At 60.9% G+C, this 19,517-nt stretch carries 20 protein-coding genes; 3 read left to right on the forward strand and 17 right to left on the reverse strand.

What is annotated here, in order from left to right; genetic code table 11:
- Positions 1 to 33: 33 nt before the first annotated feature.
- Complete coding sequence (locus ASE60_RS03670) at positions 34 to 1,101, forward strand: aldehyde reductase (RefSeq protein ID WP_057248380.1); 1,068 nt, start codon at positions 34 to 36, stop codon at positions 1,099 to 1,101.
- Positions 1,102 to 1,154: 53 nt separating this feature from the next.
- Entirely contained in the window at positions 1,155 to 1,562 is a 408-nt protein-coding gene (locus ASE60_RS03675) for a nuclear transport factor 2 family protein (protein WP_057248381.1), read from the forward strand.
- 673 nt (positions 1,563 to 2,235) lie between these two features.
- Here ASE60_RS03675 and purU read toward each other — a convergent pair.
- The 11 genes from purU to ASE60_RS03735 all read right to left on the reverse strand — a co-directional run bounded on the left by purU (position 2,236) and on the right by ASE60_RS03735 (position 12,356).
- Entirely contained in the window at positions 2,236 to 3,120 is an 885-nt protein-coding gene (purU, locus tag ASE60_RS03685) for a formyltetrahydrofolate deformylase (RefSeq protein WP_057248383.1), read from the reverse strand.
- Between the two features lie 19 nt (positions 3,121 to 3,139).
- Positions 3,140 to 4,024, reverse strand: a complete 885-nt coding sequence (gene folD, locus ASE60_RS03690) for a bifunctional methylenetetrahydrofolate dehydrogenase/methenyltetrahydrofolate cyclohydrolase FolD (RefSeq protein ID WP_057248384.1) — start codon at positions 4,022 to 4,024, stop codon at positions 3,140 to 3,142.
- Positions 4,021 to 5,214 carry an FAD-dependent oxidoreductase gene (locus ASE60_RS03695; RefSeq protein WP_057248385.1) on the reverse strand — a complete coding sequence of 398 codons (1,194 nt, stop codon included), beginning with the start codon at positions 5,212 to 5,214 and terminating at the stop codon, positions 4,021 to 4,023. The genes folD and ASE60_RS03695 overlap by 4 nt, the downstream gene beginning before the upstream one ends.
- 51 nt (positions 5,215 to 5,265) lie before the next feature.
- The gene (gene iolG, locus ASE60_RS03700; protein ID WP_057248386.1) at positions 5,266 to 6,267 is read right to left on the reverse strand and encodes an inositol 2-dehydrogenase; all 1,002 of its coding nucleotides are present in this window, start codon (positions 6,265 to 6,267) and stop codon (positions 5,266 to 5,268) included.
- 18 nt (positions 6,268 to 6,285) lie between these two features.
- Positions 6,286 to 7,110, reverse strand: a complete 825-nt coding sequence (locus ASE60_RS03705; RefSeq protein ID WP_057248387.1) for a 3-methyl-2-oxobutanoate hydroxymethyltransferase — start codon at positions 7,108 to 7,110, stop codon at positions 6,286 to 6,288.
- Between the two features lie 5 nt (positions 7,111 to 7,115).
- Positions 7,116 to 7,895, reverse strand: coding sequence for a TIM barrel protein (locus tag ASE60_RS03710; RefSeq protein WP_057248388.1), 780 nt, complete (start codon positions 7,893 to 7,895; stop codon positions 7,116 to 7,118).
- Between the two features lie 4 nt (positions 7,896 to 7,899).
- Positions 7,900 to 8,211 carry a MocE family 2Fe-2S type ferredoxin gene (locus tag ASE60_RS03715; RefSeq protein ID WP_057248471.1) on the reverse strand — a complete coding sequence of 104 codons (312 nt, stop codon included), beginning with the start codon at positions 8,209 to 8,211 and terminating at the stop codon, positions 7,900 to 7,902.
- Positions 8,212 to 8,267: 56 nt separating this feature from the next.
- The gene (locus ASE60_RS03720) at positions 8,268 to 9,095 is read right to left on the reverse strand and encodes an ATP-binding cassette domain-containing protein (RefSeq protein ID WP_057248389.1); all 828 of its coding nucleotides are present in this window, start codon (positions 9,093 to 9,095) and stop codon (positions 8,268 to 8,270) included.
- Between the two features lie 8 nt (positions 9,096 to 9,103).
- Entirely contained in the window at positions 9,104 to 10,126 is a 1,023-nt protein-coding gene (locus tag ASE60_RS03725) for an ABC transporter permease (protein ID WP_057248390.1), read from the reverse strand.
- A gap of 118 nt (positions 10,127 to 10,244) precedes the next feature.
- Positions 10,245 to 11,216 (reverse strand): substrate-binding domain-containing protein, encoded by a 972-nt coding sequence (locus tag ASE60_RS03730; protein WP_057248472.1) that lies wholly within the window; start codon positions 11,214 to 11,216, stop codon positions 10,245 to 10,247.
- A 117-nt stretch (positions 11,217 to 11,333) separates the two neighbouring features.
- On the reverse strand, positions 11,334 to 12,356 hold the full coding sequence (locus tag ASE60_RS03735) for a sterol desaturase family protein (RefSeq protein WP_057248391.1): 1,023 nt from the start codon (positions 12,354 to 12,356) through the stop codon (positions 11,334 to 11,336).
- A 294-nt stretch (positions 12,357 to 12,650) separates the two neighbouring features.
- On the opposite strand from ASE60_RS03735, the gene ASE60_RS03740 reads away from it, so the two are divergent.
- Positions 12,651 to 13,679, forward strand: a complete 1,029-nt coding sequence (locus ASE60_RS03740; RefSeq protein WP_057248392.1) for a LacI family DNA-binding transcriptional regulator — start codon at positions 12,651 to 12,653, stop codon at positions 13,677 to 13,679.
- Between the two features lie 197 nt (positions 13,680 to 13,876).
- Here the strand turns inward: ASE60_RS03740 and ASE60_RS03745 are convergent, their stop codons facing one another.
- From ASE60_RS03745 to ASE60_RS03770, 6 genes are all read right to left on the reverse strand, one after another.
- The gene (locus ASE60_RS03745; RefSeq protein ID WP_057248393.1) at positions 13,877 to 14,788 is read right to left on the reverse strand and encodes a homocysteine S-methyltransferase family protein; all 912 of its coding nucleotides are present in this window, start codon (positions 14,786 to 14,788) and stop codon (positions 13,877 to 13,879) included.
- Between the two features lie 20 nt (positions 14,789 to 14,808).
- Positions 14,809 to 15,252, reverse strand: a complete 444-nt coding sequence (locus tag ASE60_RS03750) for an Lrp/AsnC family transcriptional regulator (protein WP_057248394.1) — start codon at positions 15,250 to 15,252, stop codon at positions 14,809 to 14,811.
- Positions 15,249 to 15,995: a phosphotransferase gene (locus tag ASE60_RS03755; RefSeq protein ID WP_244495523.1), complete on the reverse strand. Its 747-nt coding sequence runs from the start codon at positions 15,993 to 15,995 to the stop codon at positions 15,249 to 15,251. Before ASE60_RS03755 ends, ASE60_RS03750 begins: the two co-directional genes overlap by 4 nt.
- Before the next feature lie 59 nt (positions 15,996 to 16,054).
- Positions 16,055 to 17,446, reverse strand: a complete 1,392-nt coding sequence (locus ASE60_RS03760) for an aspartate ammonia-lyase (RefSeq protein WP_057248396.1) — start codon at positions 17,444 to 17,446, stop codon at positions 16,055 to 16,057.
- A gap of 13 nt (positions 17,447 to 17,459) precedes the next feature.
- Positions 17,460 to 18,680: an aminotransferase class I/II-fold pyridoxal phosphate-dependent enzyme gene (locus ASE60_RS03765; protein ID WP_244495532.1), complete on the reverse strand. Its 1,221-nt coding sequence runs from the start codon at positions 18,678 to 18,680 to the stop codon at positions 17,460 to 17,462.
- 146 nt (positions 18,681 to 18,826) lie between these two features.
- Positions 18,827 to 19,516, reverse strand: coding sequence for an ABC transporter permease (locus ASE60_RS03770; RefSeq protein ID WP_057248398.1), 690 nt, complete (start codon positions 19,514 to 19,516; stop codon positions 18,827 to 18,829).
- Position 19,517 lies beyond the last annotated feature (1 nt).

Raw genomic sequence — 19,517 nt, forward strand, 5'->3', positions numbered from 1 at the left:
TATGACCGACTGATGCGGTCAGAAGGACATTCGATGAAAACAGAGACGAACGCTGCAAATGCAGCGGTGCTGGTTACCGGCATTGGTGGGTTTCTCGCCGGGCACGTCGCCTTTCAGTTGCTTAAGCAAGGCTATCGTGTGCGCGGTAGTCTGCGCCACATCGAAAAAAGTGACAGCGTGCGACGTCTGCTTGGCGCTCATATTGGCAAGGATGCTCTGGAGCGGCTCAGCTTCGTGCAGGCAGATCTTGATAGCGACGATGGCTGGCCTGCAGCTGTCGAAGGCTGTCGTTATGTCATTCATACCGCGTCTCCCTTTCCTCCTGGGTTTCCGGAAAATACGGACGCTTTGATCCAGACCGCCCGTGAGGGCGCTTTGCGGGTGCTCCTTGCGGCGCACAACGCGCGCGTCGAGCGGGTGGTCCTCACATCCTCGATAGGTGCCACCAACCATGGCGACGGGCAGGCCCCCTTCACCGAAGAAAATTGGACTGACCCGAACGGACCGCGGGCAACGCCCTATTACCAGTCAAAAACTTTGACTGAGCGTGCTGCCTGGGCCTTTGCGCGCGACGTAGGGCTCGAACTGACTGTCATTAACCCGAGCATGATCCTGGGGCCGTTGCTCGGAGCGAATTTCGGGACATCCGTGGGACTGATCCATCATCTGATGACAGGACAATTCCAAGGTATTCCACGGTTTGGTTTCTCAGTGGTGGATGTGCGCGATGTGGCGCGGGCTCACCTGCTGGCGATGACGCAGCCCGAAGCCAAAGATCAAAGGTTTATCGTTGGCGGGCGCTTTTTCTGGCTCAAGGATTTGGTAGCTGTCCTGGCTGCGTCCTTCCCAGAGTACGTCTCACGGCTTCCTTCAGGTGAAGTTCCCGATGAGGTGGTTAGGGCGATGGCGGAATCCGACCCCCATGCACGAACCATCGTTCATGAACTCAATCGTGACCTGAGTGTCAGCGCAGCAAAGGCCCGGCATGTCCTGAACTGGCGGTCGCGCTCAGAGGAAGAGGCTATACGGGCTAGCGCCCAGAGCCTGATTGACTTGGGCTTGATCGCAGCCATGCCGCCGACCGCCGCAGCCTCCGTATAGTCGTCACTTATTTAGAGATCGAGCGATCTCGCCTTTTTCAATTGGAGAATACCATGACGACCCGATCCCCCGATACTGTCGAAACCTCCAGCACAATAGAGTTTTTGCGTGAAACGGAACGCGCCAGACTGCGCGCCCTCGTCGTCGCTGATCTCGACCGGGCAAGAAAGCTTCACGCACCAGACTTTCAATTGATCACGCCAATCGGCGTGGCCCTTTCCAAAGACGAGTATCTGGGGTCTATCGCATTGGGCAAAATTCGATACCTGACCTGGGAGCCTGCCGACATTGCGGTGCGCCTGTACGACACCGCTGCGGTCATCCGATATCGCGCCCAGTTGGAGGTCTTGTTCAGTGGGCACAAAGTCCCTCTCAGTGATTACTGGCACACCGACGTCTACGAACAGCGTGATGGCCAATGGATGGTCGTCTGGTCTCAGGCGACCAGCATCAGCGGATAGTCGGTGCCGCAGCCACGACAGGGGCCTGAAGTTTAGTGCAGACCGTCAAGCCGTCTACGCAGACAAATCGGCCATTTAGGTAATTGCAAGCAGCTTTGGGGTCTACGTTTTTGGAGAGCGAATGGCCGAATTGCGGTCGCTTACTGAACGGCAGTTTTCTGCCGGACGCTGCTCCGAAGCAGACTGTCAGCAAGCGGCCCCAAAGCCGACTTTTACACAGAAGAGTGGGCAACGAGCTGAGGTTCGGGGTGGATGGAATTCGACTCGCGGTCACGTCGCGGAGCAAAATTCTCCGAACTTCTCATAGCCCTGGCTCCGTTGGACGAGGTGGTTTCTAAATGCGGAGCGCATCCTCGCAAAGTCTTCGTATCCGCACTGCCGTGCCAAGCGATGCACAGACGACGTCGACACGGAGCACGACACTGCGACAGACTTCGCCGTGCCGAACGCGACGAGGTCGGGGTGCTGGAGCAAGGCCCGCATGGTCTGCTTCAAGCCGGCCGGTAGTACGATCTCGCGCCTGATAATTCTCACCTTGATCTCCTCGACACTGAGGGTTGGCGTTGGCACCCCGCGTTGAGTTCCTGTCGATTTTTCACCGGTTTGGATACTAGCCATTGCATCGCCCTCCGACGTGATTGGCACCTGATCAATTCGGCCCGCGCAGGCCCACTCACCCCATGCGCTCTGATGCGTAGCCTCCAGGCGAAGCCGGAAACACCACGGTTTTGTTGCCGTTGAGGAAAACACGACCGTGAATGTGAGCGTGGATCGCCCGAGCCAGGACCTGAGCTTCAACGTCGCGCCCAAGGCTCACGTAGTCGTCGTTCGATTGACCATGGGTGACGCGGACGATGTCCTGTTCGATGATCGGGCCTTCGTCGAGATCGGCGGTCACGTAGTGGGACGTGGCGCCGATGAGTTTCACGCCGCGTTCGAGGGCCTGCTTGTAGGGATTGGCCCCTTTGAAGGAGGGCAGGAACGAATGATGGATGTTGATCACGCGGCCGGACATCTCCCGGCACATGCGATCTGAGAGCACTTGCATGTAGCGTGCGAGCACGACCAACTCCGCCCCGGTCTCTTCGACAATGCACATCTGTTCGGCCTCGGCCTGAGCCTTGTTCTCCTTCGTCACCTTGATGTGGTGGAACGGGATGTCGTGGTTCACAACGACCTTCTGGTAGTCCAGGTGATTGGAGATGACCGCGACGATGTCGATCGGAAGAGCCCCGATTTTCCACCTGTAGAGCAGGTCGTTCAGGCAGTGGCCGAAGCGCGAGACCATGATGATCACCTTGCGCTTGACCTTCTCGTCGAAGAATTCGAGTTCCATGCCAAAACGGTCCGCAATCGGCTTAAACCCATCCTTCAGCATTTCTAGCGCCCGCCCCCCTTCGGAGCGGAAACTGACACGCATGAAGAACTGGCCCGTATCAGCGTCGTCGAACTGTGCGCTGTCGGTGATGTTGCATTGCTCTTCCGCCAGAAAGGAGGAGATAGCGGCAACGATGCCGCGGGTGGATGCGCAGCGCACGCGCAGGGCAAAACTCGACATGGACTTTCCTCTCGATCGATCAGTTTGCGGCCGACGCCAGGCTGCGCCTGAACGCCTCCAGCGTATTGGATAGAAGACAGGCTATGGTCATGGGCCCGACCCCGCCGGGAACGGGCGTAATGGCGGTAGCGTGTCCTGCCTCCGAAGTTGCCACGTCGCCGACGAGCCGCACGCCATCCGCGTCGCTCAGCCGGTTGATGCCGACATCGATGACGACAGCACCCGGCTTGATCCAATCGCCCCTGATCATTTCCGGCCGGCCGACGGCGGCGACCAGAATGTCCGCGCTCCGGCAGATGTCCGGCAAATTGCGGCTTCGGGAATGGGCGACGGTCACGGTGCAATTTTCCGCAAGCAACAACTGCGAAAGCGGTTTGCCGACGATGTTGCTACGACCGACCACCACGGCGTGAAGGCCCGACAAATCGCCAAGACGGTCCTTGAGAAGCATTATCGATCCGAGCGGCGTGCAGGGCACCAGCGATGCCTGCCCGGTCGCAAGACGCCCGGCATTGAGGACATGAAAGCCGTCCACGTCTTTCTCGACGGCGATTGCATTGATGACCGTGTCGGCTTCGATTTGCGCAGGCAGCGGCAGCTGAACGAGAATCCCATGAACCGAACGATCATCGTTCAAGCGTTGGACGAGCGCGACGAGCTCAGTTTGCGTCGTCTGCTCCGAAAGCCGGAACTCCAGGGACTTCATCCCCGCTTCAACGGTCTGGCGATGCTTGTTGGCGACGTAGACGCGGCTTGCCGGATCGTCGCCGACGAGAATGACCGCGAGCCCCGGAACCTGTCCGGACATTTCTTTTAGCTCGGATACCTCGGCTGCGATCTTGGCCCTGAGCTGCGCGGCGAAGTGTTTGCCGTCTATATGGTGGTCCGAAACGGTGTCCATCATGCCGCAACCTTCAAAAGCGATTTCAATCCTAAGCCCGGATCGGCGAGCGCCTCGGGAGCGCAGAAAGCGCCCCTCTCGATCAGCTTCTCGGCGAGGCGGATGTCACGGGCGACGGAGGTTCCAGGCCCTATGCCTGCCGCCGCCTGAAGAACGTGGTTTTCGTCCAGCTCGAAACGCAGCCAACCGCCATCGGCCAAGTCGCGGCGCGCGGACCGCCGTGACGGGTCATGCAAGCCGACGGCCTGCAGGCCGAGATCGAAATGATCCGACCAGAACCATGGTAGTGTCTCGAAACTTGCGGCCTCCCCGAGCATCGCTTTGGCGGCGTGGGCGCCTTGGTCGCATGCGTTTCGCCAGGTTTCGAACCGTGTGCGGCCGTAGCGTGGATGGTCGATTACTGCGCAGTCCCCCGCCGCGAAGATCGAAGGATCCGACGTCACGAGCCGGGAATTGACCTCGATCCCATTGGCACATGCAAGCCCGGCCGAAACAGCAAGACCAACCTCCGGTTCGATGCCGACGGCAGCGACCACGAGATCCGCTTCGATCCGCGCACCGTCAGCGAGCACCACGGACTTGTGTTCTACGCGCTCGATACGAACGTCGAAGTCAAACGTCACACCGGAGCGGCGATGACGGCTCACGATCACGTCGGCGATTTCGGCGGGCACGCCTCGACCAAGCGCCCGTGGTCCGGCCTCCAGAACACGAACCGTCATGCCGCGGCGGGTCAATTCCGCCGCCAGTTCCAGACCGATGAGGCCTGCGCCGACGAGGATGGCGCTACCCCCGGCGTCCGCCTTGCCGTAGATCGCCTCGGCGTCGCCAAGGGTGCGCAGCATCAAGGCATGACCTGCGGGATCGCAGGCCAACCGCCGCGGCCTCGCCCCCGTCGCAAGCAGCAGACGGTCGTAGGCCAGGCGTTCCCCCGTCGTCAGGATGACCGCTTTCGTTTCCCTGTCGATCCCCTTCGCGGTTCGCCCGAGCACGACCTCCAATCCGGCAAGGTCGACCGCGATCGGGCGATGAAAAAGGCCCGTTTCGCCGTCGGGCTTGGAGAGGGCCGGCCGGTCGTAGGACGGCATATGTTCGCCACCGACGAGGGTTACGTGCCTCTCGCCCGCGTCTCGCAAGGCTGCAGCAGCGCGCAAGCCGGCTTCGCCCGCGCCGATGATCACATGGTGCGTCATTGCGTTTTCCATCATGAGGAAGCGGCCCGAAGACCGCTTGAGGTCAGGGGCTCAGCCGAGAACGGATCGAAGCGAAACGGGGGCACCCATTTTTACAGACAACGTGGCTGCCTCAGCCATTGCCAAGGCGGCGACGCCATCTTCCAACGTCACAGGCAGCGGTTTGGAGCCGCCCACCGCTTCGACGAATGCCGCCCATTCCGCCGCATAGGCGGGCATATAGCGCTCGAGGAAGAAATAGGTCGGCTTTGCGCCGGTTACGCCCTCGGTTGTCGACTTCACGACGGTGTTTTCGAGCATGTTCTGGGCCTGCAGTAGCCCCTTGGAGCCAAGCAACTCAAGGCGCTGGTCGTAACCGTAAACGGCGCGGCGGCTGTTCTTGATGACAGCAATGCGGCCATCGGCGTAGGTGAGCGTCACCACAGCCGTGTCGACGTCGCCTGCCGAACCGATATCTGAATCGACGATGGACGAACCGACCGCGGTAACAGTGATCGGTGGTGTACCTATGATGAAATTCGCCATGTCGAAATCGTGGATCATCATGTCCCGGAAGAGACCGCCGGAGACCTTGATATAGGCGACAGGCGGTGGCGCGGGGTCGAAGGAGGTGATCGACAGAAGTTCCGCCTTGCCGATTTCGCCTGCATCAGTTGCCCTTTTGAGCGCCGAAAAACTGGGATCGAACCGGCGATTGAAACCGATCATAACGGGCCGACCGGTGGACGAAACCGCCTTCTGGCAGGCCTGCGCCCGCGCGAGGCTGAGATCAACCGGCTTTTCGCAAAGGACGGCCTTTCCAGCGGCCGTTGCCTTTTCAATGAGATCGGAATGGGTGTCAGTCGACGTGGCGATCAGCACGGCATCTATCGACGGATCACCCAGAATAGCCGCCGTGTCGCGCGCCTCAGCGCCGTATTGGGTGGCGATCTTTTCGGCAGCGGCCATGTTGATGTCGGATACGGCAACAAGTCTGCTGCCGGAATGGCTGGAGATCGCCGTTGCGTGTACGCAGGCGATGCGACCCGCGCCGAGAAGGCCAACTTTAAGCATTTGATTTTCCTTTACTAATCAAAGACCCAGTTCGGTCTTGAATGCGGTCAATTCGGTGTCGGTGATTGCGACGTTGTGCTGGAGCTGGGGATAGACGCCCTTGTTGACGTCATCGATGAACTCGCGGAACGCAGCGACGCGCTCCTTCTGCAACCGCTCGAATTCGGCCGAGAAATTGCGATAGGTCTTGGCGTGGCGCGGCCTATGGCCATTGGTATGGCCAAGCACATCCTCGGCGAAGAGATATTGGGCATCGGCTCCCGGACAGGCGCCCATGCCGAGCATGATCATCGAGGTGTTTTTCGAGATCAGCTCACCGACCCTGTCCGGCACGACCTCCAGCTCCGCGCCGAAGCAACCGATGGCTTCGAGTTGCTTGACGTGACGGAAGACCTTGACCGCCTCGGCCGCCGACTTGCCGACCGCACGGAAGCCAGTCCACGTGATGTAGGATGGGATGAGCCCGACGTGGGCCACGACCGGCACATGGTTGTCGCAGAGCACCTTCTGAATTTCGAGCGAGGCGGCGCAGTAGAAGCAGTCGCCGCCCATGGCGGAAAAGTGAAAGGCGGCACGCAGATAGTCGTCAGCCGTTGCAAGCGGGCGGCCCTCGAACTTGCCCCAGCCGCCGTAGGGCAGACCAACCTGCACGAAGCAGCGGCCCGCCGCCTCGCGCATTTCGGGCGAAAAGAAGCGCCCTTCGATCGAGAGCATGTGGATACCGGCGGCATCGGCCGCCGCCGCTTCCTCGAGCGTCGTGACGTAAAGCATGGAGATCTTTTCGCCGCGCGCCTTCATGGCGCGGATGTCGGCTACAGTCGGACGGGTATTCTTGTGGACCATCGAAGTTACACCGTGAACGCGTTGCGGAAGGATTCAAGCGCGAGTTCCGGATCGCCGGAGGCAAAAGCCTCCATGCCGACCGGTCCGGCGTAACCCATGGCTTTTAGAGCCGTGGCGATGCCCTTCCAGTTGACCTCACCGGTTCCGGGCTCAAAGCGGCCAGGCACATCGGCCACCTGGATTTCGCCGATAAAGGGCAGGCACTTGCGGCAGAGTTCGATCAGGTTCCCCTCGCCGATCTGGGCATGGTAGAGGTCGAGATTGAGACGCAGACGCGGGTGATTGACGCTCGCGACCAATGCCAAAGTGTCCTCGGCCCGACCGAAGGGTACGCCCGGATGGTCGACGGGAAGGTTGAGGTTCTCGAGCGTGAAGGTGACGCTCTCTTCCTCTGCCATGTCGACGACACGGCAAAGCGTGTCGCGCGCCTTCAGCCACATCGCCCCTGTTACCACCTCGATGGGCTGGACTGGGAGCCCACCTTCGCCAAGGCCGGTCCCGTGCAGATTGAGACGCTGCACACCAAGCCTCTTTCCGATCCGGGCCGTCTGTCGTGCGGTTTCAAGGAGTTCGGCCGCTCCGTCGTCATCGGTGAGCCTCCCGCGGAGATAGCCGTTCATGATGGTGAACGTGGCGCCGGTGGCCTCCAGTTTCGCCAGATCGTGGTCCGGCCAGTTCCATAGGCCGACGCCAAAACCCATTTCCTTGAGACGCGAGGCCCTCCATTCGATGGAGCGATCCCGCCAGATCATTTCCGCGCAAGCGGCCAATGCAAACTGTGTCATATCGTCAGATCTCTACGAATACGTCGCCGTTCTCGACCTTTACCGGCCAAGACTTGAGGTTGATGCAGGCAGGCGCGCGCGTCGCCTCGCCGGTCTTGTAGTCAAAATGCGCGTTATGCTTCGGGCATTCGATGATGCCGTCCATGACGAGGCCATCGGCAAGGTGCACCCGTTCATGCGTGCAGATCCCGTCGATGCAGAAGAACTCGTCTTCCGGGCTGCGGATCACCAGAAATGAGCGCCCGCCGTGATCGAAACGGAGCAAATCCTCAAGCTCGACATCGTCGGTTGCGCAGGCGCGGGTCCAAGTCCCCATGTCTTCATCCTTTGGCATTTCATCTTGTGCGTTTCGGTTCTTCGGAGTGCGGCCGGCTAGACCGCCGCACCGGCAATCTGGGGCGCGTGCCCGTCATGGGCGGTCATGTAGCCGTCGATCTGGGCTTCGAGTTCTGCCATGGTCTCGCCTCCCGCCATCAGGTCGGTGATTTCCTCGCGCGTCTTCTCGCCCTTGCGGAAATCGGCGGCGATCGCGCCGCGGATCAGCACCGCGAAGTGGTCACCCACGGCCATCGCGTGCATGACCTGATGGGTGATGAAGACGACGGCGAGGCCCCGGCGTTTTGCCTCGTTGACGATCCTGAGCACATGGGTAGCCTGTTTCACCCCCAGGGCGGCGGTCGGCTCGTCGAGGATCAGGACCTTCGCGCCGAAATGGACGGCACGGGCAATGGCGAGCGATTGCCGCTCCCCGCCTGAAAGGCCACCGACCAGCCGGTCGCCGTCATCGATCCGGGTGATCCCGAAGTCCTGGATGGCATGGATCGCTATCTCGTTTGCCTTCTTCCGGTCGAATACCTTGAATGGCCCCCAGCCTCTGGTCGGCTCCACGCCGACGAAGAAGCTGCGACCGATGCTCATTAGCGGGAACGTGCCGCCGAACTGGTGAACCGTCGCGATGCCGCGGCTGCTGGCGTCGCGCGGGCCGTTGAACTCGACGGCCTTGCCGTCCATCTCCATCGTGCCGGATGTCGGGCGGTAGACGCCTGAAAGCGTCTTGATTAGCGTGGACTTGCCGGCGCCATTGTCGCCGAGCAGGCACAGCACTTCGCCAGGACAGATGTCGAGCGAGATGTCGTTGAGGACATCGATCGGACCGAAGGACTTGCAGATGTTTCTGAGCTTGAGGATGGGCGCGGACATGTCGGACCTCACTTCTTCTTCGGCGAGTAGGAGAGCGCCATGCTGCGGAAGGTGTTGTTCATCAGCACGGCCAGAAGCAGCATCACGCCGATGATGAGGCTCGACCAGTTGCGGTCGAAGGACGTGAAATAGATGCCTTGGTTGACGACGGCGAAGGTGATCGTGCCGAAGAAGATGCCGATGATGGAGCCGAAGCCACCGGTGAGCAGCACGCCGCCGACGACCACCGAAATGATCGAGTTGAAGATGAAGGACATGCCGGCCGAGACCTGAGCGGAATTGAAGAGTATCGCCTGGCACATGCCAACAAAGGCGGCGCTGGTGGACGACAACACGAAGAGTGCAATCGTCAGACGAGCCGTCGGGATGCCGGCATTGCGCGCGCTGATCTTGTCGCCGCCCATGGCGAAGATCCAGTTGCCCCAGGGCGAGTAGTGAACCACGTAGACATAGAGCGCCGTCAGTGCCAGCCACCAAAAGATGATCACCTGGAAGGTGTTGGCGACGAACTGGCCGAAGAGGTACTTCGCGAGCGCGGGCGCCTTGAGGGCGACACTGGTGGTTCCCGTGAGGAGAACGGACAGTCCAAGAACGAGGCCTGCAACCGCAAAGAGGGTTCCGAGCGTGACGATCAGCGACGGCACATTGGTGCGGACCACGAGGATCCCGTTCACCAGACCGACAAAGACGCCGAGAGCGAGCGAGGCAGCTATTCCGAGCCAGATCGGCAGCTCGTAGTAGCCTGAGATGATTGCGACCGTCATGGAGCCGGCTGGGATCATCGAGCCGATGGAAATGTCCAGTTCACCGGCGATCATCAGAAGACCGATCGGGAAGGCGACGATGCCAAGATTGGCCGCGACGTTCAGCCAGCTTGCCGCACCCGCCGGCTTCAGGAAATCGATGCTTCCAAAGACGAGGAAGAAGGCGAAGACGCCGAACAGGCCGAGAAAGGCGCCGGCTTCCGGTCTGCGGAAAAGTCCGCCGACGGAAAAGCCGGAGACGTTAGAAGATGTTGACGTTTGCCCCATGGCGAGTGGTTGGCTTGCGGTTTTCGAGCTCATGATGGTTCCCCTTCCCGGCTTTGCCGTGTTGTAACGGGCCCGCTCCCTGGAGGAGGTGCAGGGAGCGGCCAGCGAGCGCGCGGGTTTAGCGTGCGCCCTTGGAGACGCCGGAGAGCGTCGACTCGATGTTCGATGCATCGACGATGCCCGGACCGGTCAGCACCGGCTTGACCGGGAGATCCGTGCCGAAGTCGATGTGAGACGCGAGCAGCGAGACTGAAAGCAGTGACTGAAGATACGGCTGCTGGTCGACGGCAAAGAGCTGCGCGCTGTTTTTGATGCGGTCGAGGCCGGCCTCGTTGAAGTCGAATGAGCCAAGCTTGACGCTCTCGACCTTGCCGGCCTGCTGGATGCCGCTCGCCGCCGCGTCCGCGTCACCGGCACCAATGGTGATGACGCCGTCAATCGAACCGTCCTGCGTCAGCGTCGCCTTGACGGCTTCGGCAATGGCGGTGGGATCACCGAAACTCGTTGCTGGCAGCGGCAGCTGTTTGCCGGTCCCGCCCGCCTTGGTGATCCCATCGATCACGCCCTTGCAGCGGGCTTCCTGATTGGCGCTGCCCGGAAGCGTGTTGACGCAGAGCACGTTCTTCTGGCCGTTCTTGCCGAAGTATTCGCCACCCGCGATACCGGCGAGGTACTCGTCCGAACCAACATAGTTGATAGCGCCTAGCTCCTTCGCCTTGTCGAGCGAACCGGCATTCATGAGGATGATCTTGATGCCACTGTCGGCGGCGGCCTTGATCGCCTCGTCCTCTGCTTCCGGCACCCAGTTGGGAACGACGAGACCGGTGACGCCCTGGCTGATGGCTGTGCGCACCAGGCCTGCCGCATCCGGTCCGAGGTTGTCGTAAGTCTGGAGCTGCAGATAGGTGACCTTGCCGCCGTTGGTTTCGACCACGAAGCGGGCATCGTCGACCCCCTTCTTGATCTTACTCCAGAAAGCATCGTCGGTCTTTCCGCCGACAACGGCGATGTCGGCGGCGAGCGCAACGCTTGCGGCGGTGAGACAGATCGCAACCGAGGTCGCGAAAGCTTTCGTCATGGTGGTCAGCATTGTCATCGGGTTTTCCTCCCTTGCGCCGGATGGCGGGTTAAAATGCTAGAAGTCTGGGTCACGGCGACCGTTCGGCCTTGGGAACCGCCTCCTCGCGGAGCCCAAGCCTTGGTGAACTCACGAGTTCGCGCGCGCCGTCTTGGCGTTCATGCGCTCCTTCTTCTTGGCGAAGCGCGCCTGCATCTGGACGTCACCATCCTTGGTGCCGTCGTGCCAGGTGCCGCACCACTTATCGAGCGGGATGAGACCGTCCCCGCCATAGTTCACCTCGAAGTACTTGTGGTGCAGGTAGTGAGCGTAGGCATGGGTATCGAGCGGGGTCTCTTCCGTAACCTCGAGCTTGTCGAAACCGATGTGCCCGTTGACCGCTCCGAAGCCGGCGATATGAAGCTGGAACATCGCCACGATCGGATTGGAGGGGATCACCAGGTGCCAGAAGGCCACGGCATGGTAGAGGAAGCCCTCGACCGGATGCATGGAGAGCGAGGACCACGGCGAAGGGTTCACCGAATTGTGGTGGACGGAGTGGATCCAGCGATAGAGCGGGCCCCAGTGGATCAGCCGGTGGATAATGAAGAAATGCACCTCGTGGATCATGGGGGCTGCCGCAACGAGAAACGCGAGGTAGTACGGATTTTCTGACCAGCTCAGCCACGGCACCCAGCCGTTGGCAAAGACCCAGAGGAACAACACCTCGACCAGCGTCCACAGCGGTATCGAAAAAAAGAACGAGCGCAGGAAGTTGTCGATGTTCTGGCTCTTGAACCAGAAGACGTCCGACGGCTGCTCGCTTGGAAATTTCACATTGTATTTGAAGCGGTTGCCCTGTTTGCGCTTCACGTAGAAAAAGAGCTCGACCGAACCGTAGAAGACGAAGATCGCCGCCGCGTTCACCGCGTAGAGCCACAGCGCCCATTGCCAGTCCAGCGCCTTCATCACCTCGACATCCGGAACGACATAGAACCAGTAGAGGAGCGCCGTTGCCATGTGGAAGGCGTTCCACGGCCAGATATATTCAGGCAACCATCTGAGAACGGACGGAATCTTCGGGGGCCAGGCCCAGAACGGCGCAACCTCGATGCGCCCGTTGGGCGCCCAGTCGCCGCGCTTGTTGCGGGTTCCGTAATTAAGATCATCCATCGTCATGCCTCCCGACAAGCGTCTTGCTGCTCGCAAGGAAGAAAAGGCATCGACGTTTACTCCGGGCACAGAGCTGCTCTCTTCGGGCGAAGGCCCAAAGCACAGAATCCCGCGATGTCGATTGCATTTCTCTCCCAGGCGTTTGGGCTTCTGTTTTCCCCACACGCCAATCTCTGAAACGAACAATGGCAACTTGACGGGTGTTAAATCAAGGCGCATTTGTCTCTCATTAGATGATCGTGTCATTCATCTCATTTCCTAGACGAAATGATACATTTTATATCACGGGGGCCAATGAAGAGACCGACGATCCGCGATCTCGCAGAAACGGCGGGCGTGTCGATTGCCACCGCGAACCGGGTTCTATCAGGCGCGGAAAATGTCCGGACGGCTACGCGGGAAAAGGTTCAGGCGGCCGCCGAGAGCATCGGCTTTTACGGCTTGGGTGCGATCCAGGCGCGCAATGCCGCCGCGCGCCCGAAGTACCGTTTTGGCGTGATCCTTCTTCAGCCGCATCGTCCCTTTTACCAACTCGTGGCACTCGCCTTGTCGCAAGCCGCAGCTGCAGTCGAGGCGGTCGAGGTCGAATTGAGGATCGAGCATCTCGAAGACCTGGCGCCGCAGAACACCGCGGAGCGTGCCTTGACACTCGCCAGCGAATGCGACGCGCTCTGCATCACCACCGCGGTGCATCCTGTCGTCACTCAAGCGCTTGAAGAAATCCAGGGCCGAGGGATACCGGTCTTTGCATTGATCTCGCAGCTCGCGGCAACTGGTCAGATCCATTACATCGGCCTCGACAACTGGAAAGTCGGCCGCACTGCGGCCTGGACCTTCGACCACATCTGCAAGAAGCCCGGCAAGATTGGCCTGCTGATGGGCAATCCGCGCTACCGGAATCAGGAGATGAACGAAACCGGCTTCCGCTCGTATTTTAGGGAACACGCTCCCCAATTCCTGCTGCTTGAGCCGCTGTCGACCTTCGAATCCTCCGCGGTTGCGCAGGAAATGACTGAACGATTGTTGGACCAACATCCCGATCTTGCCGGCCTCTACGTGGCGGGCGGCGGCATCAGCGGAGTGCTTGCCGCCCTTCGTACGACCGGACGGGCCGGCACTCTGGTTGTCGTCGGCTACGAACTCATGGACAACGTCAAGAGCGCCCTACTCGATGGTGCTCTGACGCTGTCGATTGCCCACCCCCTGGAACGTCTCGCCAACGAGGCGATCAAAGGCATGATCGCTGCCGTCGCGTCGGAGGGCGCGAAAGCGAGCTACACGAAAATTGTCCCTTTCGAGATGTACACGCGCGAGAACCTCTGAAAACGCACCATGCAAGCAATTATCCTAGCGCGGTTCCTCACGACGCATTATCTGCCGTACTGAGATTAGAGCGTACACTTCAGGACGCTGCCCAGATTTCGATGCGGACAAAGTGACCGAGAGCCTCGGAGGCCAACCACGAATCTGTCGCCTTGAGGGGAATCGAACCGGCGATCCATGCACTCCGAAAAGGAAGGCTATCTTTCACCCACCTTGAACCGGGCAGAGACGCAACGGATGTGCGATGCCCCGACACCGCAGCAGCCACCGATGATCGTCGCGCCGCTCTCTGCCCATTCACAGGCGAAGCTGGAGTAGCCGTCGACAGACAAGTCGTTGCGAACCGCATGAAGTGTCTCGTTTGCTGCGCCTTGCTCCTCAGTGGCGAGCGCATTGGCATAAACACCGATCTCGATGGTGCACCGTTCCTGCGCAAAAACGGAGGCCGCCTCTTCGACGGCGCGCCGCATGACTTCAGGACGGCTGCAATTGAAGAGCAGTGCTGCCGCACCAGATCCGGCGATCCAGCGCGCGGCCTCCTCCACGCTTTCGCCGGAGCGTAGCGCTGCCGGCCTGCGCTCGGCACCCGGTTCGTCATCGAGCGTGAATGATATCCAGAGCGGTCTGCTGGTGCCGGCCACCGCGATCCGCACCGCTTCGGCTTCAGTCACCAAGCTGAGTGTTTCCCCGAGCCAGACATCCACCGACGGCGAGAGTTCCTCAACCAGCGCGCCGAGGTAGTCGTGCACGCGGTCCGGCATGAAGCGCTGCGGCTCGTAGGAGCCAAAAATCGGCGGCAACGATCCGGCAACGAGCACTCTTCGGTCCACACTCGCGTCGGCCGCCTCACGCGCCAGACGTCCGGCAAGGGACATCAGCCTGCGGCCCTCTAAGCGGAACCGCTCCTCGCCAATGTGGAACGGTACCAGCGCGTAACTGTTGGTGGTGATGATGTCGGCGCCTGCGGCAATAAACTCCTCATGCACGCGCCGAACGATCGCCGGGCTCTCAATCAGCGCGAGTGCAGACCACTCCGGTTGCCTGAGGTGCGCACCGAGGCGGACAAGCTCGCGGCTCATGCCGCCGTCGAGGATTCTTACGGATTTCATGGATTTCCTTCCCATCCCGGTCAGCGCTTGATCATCGAGGACAATGCGAATGCCGTCAGCGTGTCCCGAACACCGGGCAGGACGGACACTTCCTGCCAGATTTCACGGATGCGGTCCGTCGCACTCGCCTCGACCCGAACAACGAGGTCGAACTCGCCGCTGATGACGTCGCAGGAGACGACCTCCGGCAAGCGCTTGAGTGCCTGGATAACCTCACCACCGCGCATGCGGTCATGACGGTAGACAAACATCAGTGCGGTGACCCCCGCGGTGCGCGGCTTTCCCTCGCCTGCGACGATCGTGTACCCCAGGATGAGGCTATCTCGCTCCAGTCGCTCGATCCTTTGGCGCACGGCATTGCGCGAAAGGTTCACCTTCTCGGCCAACTCCGCGTGGGGGATCCGGGCGTTGCGGGTCAACTCGGCGAGAATGCGCTCGTCCGCCCGATCGAGGATGCGCTTCATGACCGCATCTCCTCGACAACGACCTTCGCAGACCGGAAGGCGCATTGCGCGGCGTCTTCGAGTTCGGCAAACCTGCCACACTGCGCAAACGAGGTCGCCGCGGCCGCCATGGTGAAGCCCGGCAAGGCCTGTTGCTCTAGCTCGCTGAGGCTACGAACCTCTGTGTAGCCGGTCAGTAGCGCGCCGGCGAGCGTCCTGTCGAGCGCACCGTTTGCCTTCGCGGTCCAATGCAGCAGCACCTGGGCGAGTTCGGTGATCAGAACGTCGTCGCGCCGCAGTCGGAAATTGATGACACCACTCACCTCTCCGTCGAGAAAGAACACGTTGTCGCGATTGATAGCGCCGTGAACAGCTCCACTTGGCAACTCGTCCGACACTGCCTCCACTGCGCGCCTCAGCGCCTGGTGTATCCGCGCGACGCAGATACCCAGTGCGTGGCACTTGCCGGTGGTGATCTCACTTGGCCGCGCCCCGGGCACAAAACCAACAACCGCGACGAGCTTGCCCGACACGGTGATCGTTGCCGCACCCGCATCCGTGCGGAAGGTCGCGGGACAGGGAACGCCAGCGGCAGCAAGCGTCTCCATCGTACGGAACGCGCGCTCAAGATCAAACGGGTCGGCGAAGCTCTCGAACAGGGTAATGATGAACTCACCGCGCTCGGAACGGAAAAGGAAGGTGGTCTCCGCGTCGCCATCGGCAATACCGATCACCGAGGTCAGGCGCCCAAGGCGATAGGCCATCGCGATCTGATTGCATTCGGCCTCCGATAGATCTGTAAAAACAGCCATTGTCCGTCCCTTCAGCTTTTGACGACACCAGCGCCGAAAATCGCGTCGATCTGGGCAGCACTCAGCCCGCTGTCGCGTTCGACCGCCTCGCGCAGCGGGATGCCTTCTGCGAGCGCCCGGCCGGCAAAGGCAGTGGCCTTTGCGTATCCGACGAAGGGATTGAGAGCGGCAGCAAGGACGAGGGACCCGTCGTAAAGCGCCTGACAACGTTTGGCATCCGCCTCTATCCCGTCGATGCACCGGGTACGAAGCGCGTCAAGGCCTCTCACCAAAAGCCGCAGCGACTGCAGGATGTTGAGCACGATGACCGGTTCCATTGCGTTAAGCTGAAGCTGGCCGGCGCTGGCAGCAAGTGTGACCGTCAGGTCGTTGCCGATCACCTGAAAACCAATCTGGTTTACCATTTCGGGGATCACCGGATTGACCTTGCCCGGCATGATTGAGGAGCCGGCCTGGAGGGCCGGGAGCCGAATCTCACCGAAACCGGCGCGCGGACCGCTCGACAGCAGGCGAAGGTCATTGCAGATCTTGGAGAGCTTCACCGCTGTGCGCTTCAGCGCCCCCGAAAGCGTCACGAACGCGCCCGTGTCGGATGTCGCCTCGACCAGATTTCGCGCTGGCCTCACCGCAATCCCGGACATCATGGAAAGGTGCGCGCAGATCGCCGCCGAGAACCCAGGCGGCGCGTTGACGCCGGTGCCAATCGCCGTGCCACCGAGATTGACCTCGCGCATCAATTCAGCCGTGCCCAGAAAATGCGCGACGTCCTCCTCCAGCGTCTCGGCAAAAGCTTCGAACTCCTGGCCGAGGAGCATCGGGACAGCATCCTGAAGCTGCGTCCTGCCCACCTTGACGATGCCTGCGAAGGTGTCGCCCTTCGACCGCAAGGCAGTGACCAAGGCCTGCAACGCCGCGACCAGCACTTCGCCTTCCCGCAACACGGTCAGCCGGATGGCGGTCGGGTAGACGTCGTTGGTCGATTGGCTCAGGTTCACGTGATCGTTCGGATTGACCACCTCGTAGCTGCCGACCGGCCGCCCCAGCGCCTCAAGCGCCAGATTGGCGATGACCTCGTTGACGTTCATGTTAGTCGAGGTCCCCGCCCCGCCCTGGATCATGTCGATGGGAAAATGCGGCGCAAGGATTTCCCCGGTGATCAGCCTGTCGCACGCCCGATCGATGGCCTGCGCGATCGCAGGATCGATAAGACCCAGCTCCCGATTGGTCGCCGCAGCGGCCTTCTTGACCATCGCCAGCGAGCGGATGAACTCGGGGAAATCCTGGAGCCGGATGCCGGAAACGTCGAAGTTCTCCGTTGCTCGGCGCGTATGGATGCCGATCATGGCATCAGCCGGCAGTTCCCGTCGGCCAAGATGATCGGTTTCGATGCGCATTTTTGTCATGGTCAGCCCTGCCTCACTCGGAAATGGCCTGATCAAGGTCATCGATTAGGTCGTCTGTCGCTTCGAGACCGACCGACAGGCGGAACACGCCGTCGCCAGCAAAGCGGCAATAGTCCTCGAGCTGTTCACCGGTAAGCTGGTAGGTGGACTTCATCATTTCATCCGTTTCGAGCAGCACGACGATCGAGCGCTGGTGGCCGAGCGAAAAGGCATAGTGGGCAATCTTGAGGCGCCCGGCGAGTTGCTGGGCCATCCTCCCCGGATCCTTCACTTGAAAGGTCACGATGCCGCCGAACACGTCCATCTGGCGCTTCGCCAGCTCATGTTGCGGATGGGAGGCAAGCCCCGGATAAGTCACGGCCACGACCGAAGGATGGTCTTGGAGAAAGGCCGCGATCTTTGAAGCGGACTCGGAGATCGTCCGAATGCGGGGAAACAGTGTGTCGATGCCGCGCAAAATGAGCCAGGCGTTCATCGCAGGCATCGATGCGCCAAGGTAAACGCCGGCGCGCGAGCGAATTTTCTCCACCAGTTCCTTACGGCCGCAGACAACGCCCCCCAGGGCATCGCCATGGCCGTTGATGAATTTCGTGAGAGAATGGATGACCAGGTCAACCCCCAGCAGCAGCGGCTGCGTGGCGACGGGGGTCGCAAGCGTTGAATCGACCGACATCAGTGCGCCATGCTTTCTGGCGAGTGCGGCAATAGCCCCGAGATCGGTCAGGCGCAGGATCGGATTGCACGGACTTTCGCAATGGACGAGCTTCGTGTTGGGGCGGAAGGCGGCCGCCACATCTTGAGGACGTGCCATGTTCACCGGCGTGACCTCGATGCCGTAATCCGGCAGGATGCGCCGTGCAAGTTCGTTGGCGCCTGCATAGCAGACGTCGCTGAGGATCAAGTGGTCACCCTTTTTCAGGAAACTGAGAAACGTGGCGCCGATGGCTGCCACGCCCGTTGCCGTCGCAACCGCGTCGTCGGCCCCTTCCAAAGCGGCGAGCCGGTTTTCAAGCTGGCGAACCGTCGGGTTGGTCCAGCGCGCGTAAAGAAATGGCAGAGCCGTCAGATCATCGACGCCATCTGCGGAAAAGGCTCCGTTGCCCGGTTCAAGCAGGTTGTTGACAGACATGGAGATGTTTGGGGCGATCGCCTTGGTCGACGGATCGATGACAAGCCCGGCGCTCAGCGCCAGCGTGTCGCGGCTGAGATCTGCCCTTGCGCCAGGCGCCCTCATGCTGGGCCCGTGCGTTGGCAGGTCTGAAAGTTTCGAGATAGTCATCGCGTCCTCCTGCGATTTGGGTCCCGGAGGTTTCCAGGAAATGGCCTTACGGGCGGCGCCATCGATCCTTTGAACATCGGATTTGGAGTGCGCTCCGAGCTTCAACGCCGTATCGGCACCTGCATCTCGACGACCCGAAAGGCGCGCGTGATGAGGATGGTGAGGCAGACGTAGAAGAGCGTGACGACGACAAGCGGCTCGTAGACCAGGAGCGTGTCCTGCCTGATCTTGTAGGCGACGGCGTAGAGATCCATCACCGTGACGGTGAAGGCGAGCGGCGTCGCCTTGAGTTGCAGAACCACCTCACCAGTGATTGTTGGGAGCGCGATACGGATCGCCCTCGGCAGCCATATGCGTCGCAACAATGTCCATCGGCCCATGCCAAAGGCCTGTCCGGCTTCCAGCTCGCCCTTCGGGACTGCGAGCAGCGCACCACGCAGCACCTCAGCCTCGTAAGCTGCATAGTTCAGCGTGAAGCTCACCGCCGCGAAGAAGAACCCCTCGCGCACGATCGGCCAAAGGAAGCTCGAGCGCAGCCCCGGGATCATCGGGAGCAGCGACCCGATACCGTAGTAGAGCAGCCACAATTGAATGAGCAGTGGCGTGCCTCGTAAACACGTGCAGTAGCTTTTGGCTACCCAGCGCAGCCAGTGCGGACCGCTCACCTGCGCGAGCGCAAGGCCGATAGCCAAGACGAAGCCGAAGCCGACGGAGATCACGAGCAGCAACACGGTCTGTGTGGCGCCGGCTACGATCAGCGGCCAGTAGTTGGAAACCCATGAGAAATCCATA

Source organism: Ensifer sp. Root278 (assembly GCF_001429285.1).
In the GTDB taxonomy this organism is placed as follows: domain Bacteria; phylum Pseudomonadota; class Alphaproteobacteria; order Rhizobiales; family Rhizobiaceae; genus Ensifer.

Excerpts from the sequence above, each read along its gene's own strand:
- ASE60_RS03670 (WP_057248380.1), top strand. The coding sequence starts at position 34 with ATGAAAACAGAGACGAACGCTGCAAATGCAGCGGTGCTGGTTACCGGC.
- ASE60_RS03675 (WP_057248381.1), top strand. The coding sequence starts at position 1,155 with ATGACGACCCGATCCCCCGATACTGTCGAAACCTCCAGCACAATAGAG.
- purU (WP_057248383.1), bottom strand. The coding sequence starts at position 3,120 with ATGTCGAGTTTTGCCCTGCGCGTGCGCTGCGCATCCACCCGCGGCATC.
- folD (WP_057248384.1), bottom strand. The coding sequence starts at position 4,024 with ATGATGGACACCGTTTCGGACCACCATATAGACGGCAAACACTTCGCC.
- ASE60_RS03695 (WP_057248385.1), bottom strand. The coding sequence starts at position 5,214 with ATGACGCACCATGTGATCATCGGCGCGGGCGAAGCCGGCTTGCGCGCT.
- iolG (WP_057248386.1), bottom strand. The coding sequence starts at position 6,267 with ATGCTTAAAGTTGGCCTTCTCGGCGCGGGTCGCATCGCCTGCGTACAC.
- ASE60_RS03705 (WP_057248387.1), bottom strand. The coding sequence starts at position 7,110 with ATGGTCCACAAGAATACCCGTCCGACTGTAGCCGACATCCGCGCCATG.
- ASE60_RS03710 (WP_057248388.1), bottom strand. The coding sequence starts at position 7,895 with ATGACACAGTTTGCATTGGCCGCTTGCGCGGAAATGATCTGGCGGGAT.
- ASE60_RS03715 (WP_057248471.1), bottom strand. The coding sequence starts at position 8,211 with ATGGGGACTTGGACCCGCGCCTGCGCAACCGACGATGTCGAGCTTGAG.
- ASE60_RS03720 (WP_057248389.1), bottom strand. The coding sequence starts at position 9,095 with ATGTCCGCGCCCATCCTCAAGCTCAGAAACATCTGCAAGTCCTTCGGT.
- ASE60_RS03725 (WP_057248390.1), bottom strand. The coding sequence starts at position 10,126 with ATGGGGCAAACGTCAACATCTTCTAACGTCTCCGGCTTTTCCGTCGGC.
- ASE60_RS03730 (WP_057248472.1), bottom strand. The coding sequence starts at position 11,216 with ATGCTGACCACCATGACGAAAGCTTTCGCGACCTCGGTTGCGATCTGT.
- ASE60_RS03735 (WP_057248391.1), bottom strand. The coding sequence starts at position 12,356 with ATGGATGATCTTAATTACGGAACCCGCAACAAGCGCGGCGACTGGGCG.
- ASE60_RS03740 (WP_057248392.1), top strand. The coding sequence starts at position 12,651 with ATGAAGAGACCGACGATCCGCGATCTCGCAGAAACGGCGGGCGTGTCG.
- ASE60_RS03745 (WP_057248393.1), bottom strand. The coding sequence starts at position 14,788 with ATGAAATCCGTAAGAATCCTCGACGGCGGCATGAGCCGCGAGCTTGTC.
- ASE60_RS03750 (WP_057248394.1), bottom strand. The coding sequence starts at position 15,252 with ATGAAGCGCATCCTCGATCGGGCGGACGAGCGCATTCTCGCCGAGTTG.
- ASE60_RS03755 (WP_244495523.1), bottom strand. The coding sequence starts at position 15,995 with ATGGCCTATCGCCTTGGGCGCCTGACCTCGGTGATCGGTATTGCCGAT.
- ASE60_RS03760 (WP_057248396.1), bottom strand. The coding sequence starts at position 17,446 with ATGACAAAAATGCGCATCGAAACCGATCATCTTGGCCGACGGGAACTG.
- ASE60_RS03765 (WP_244495532.1), bottom strand. The coding sequence starts at position 18,680 with ATGAGGGCGCCTGGCGCAAGGGCAGATCTCAGCCGCGACACGCTGGCG.
- ASE60_RS03770 (WP_057248398.1), bottom strand. The coding sequence starts at position 19,516 with ATGGATTTCTCATGGGTTTCCAACTACTGGCCGCTGATCGTAGCCGGC.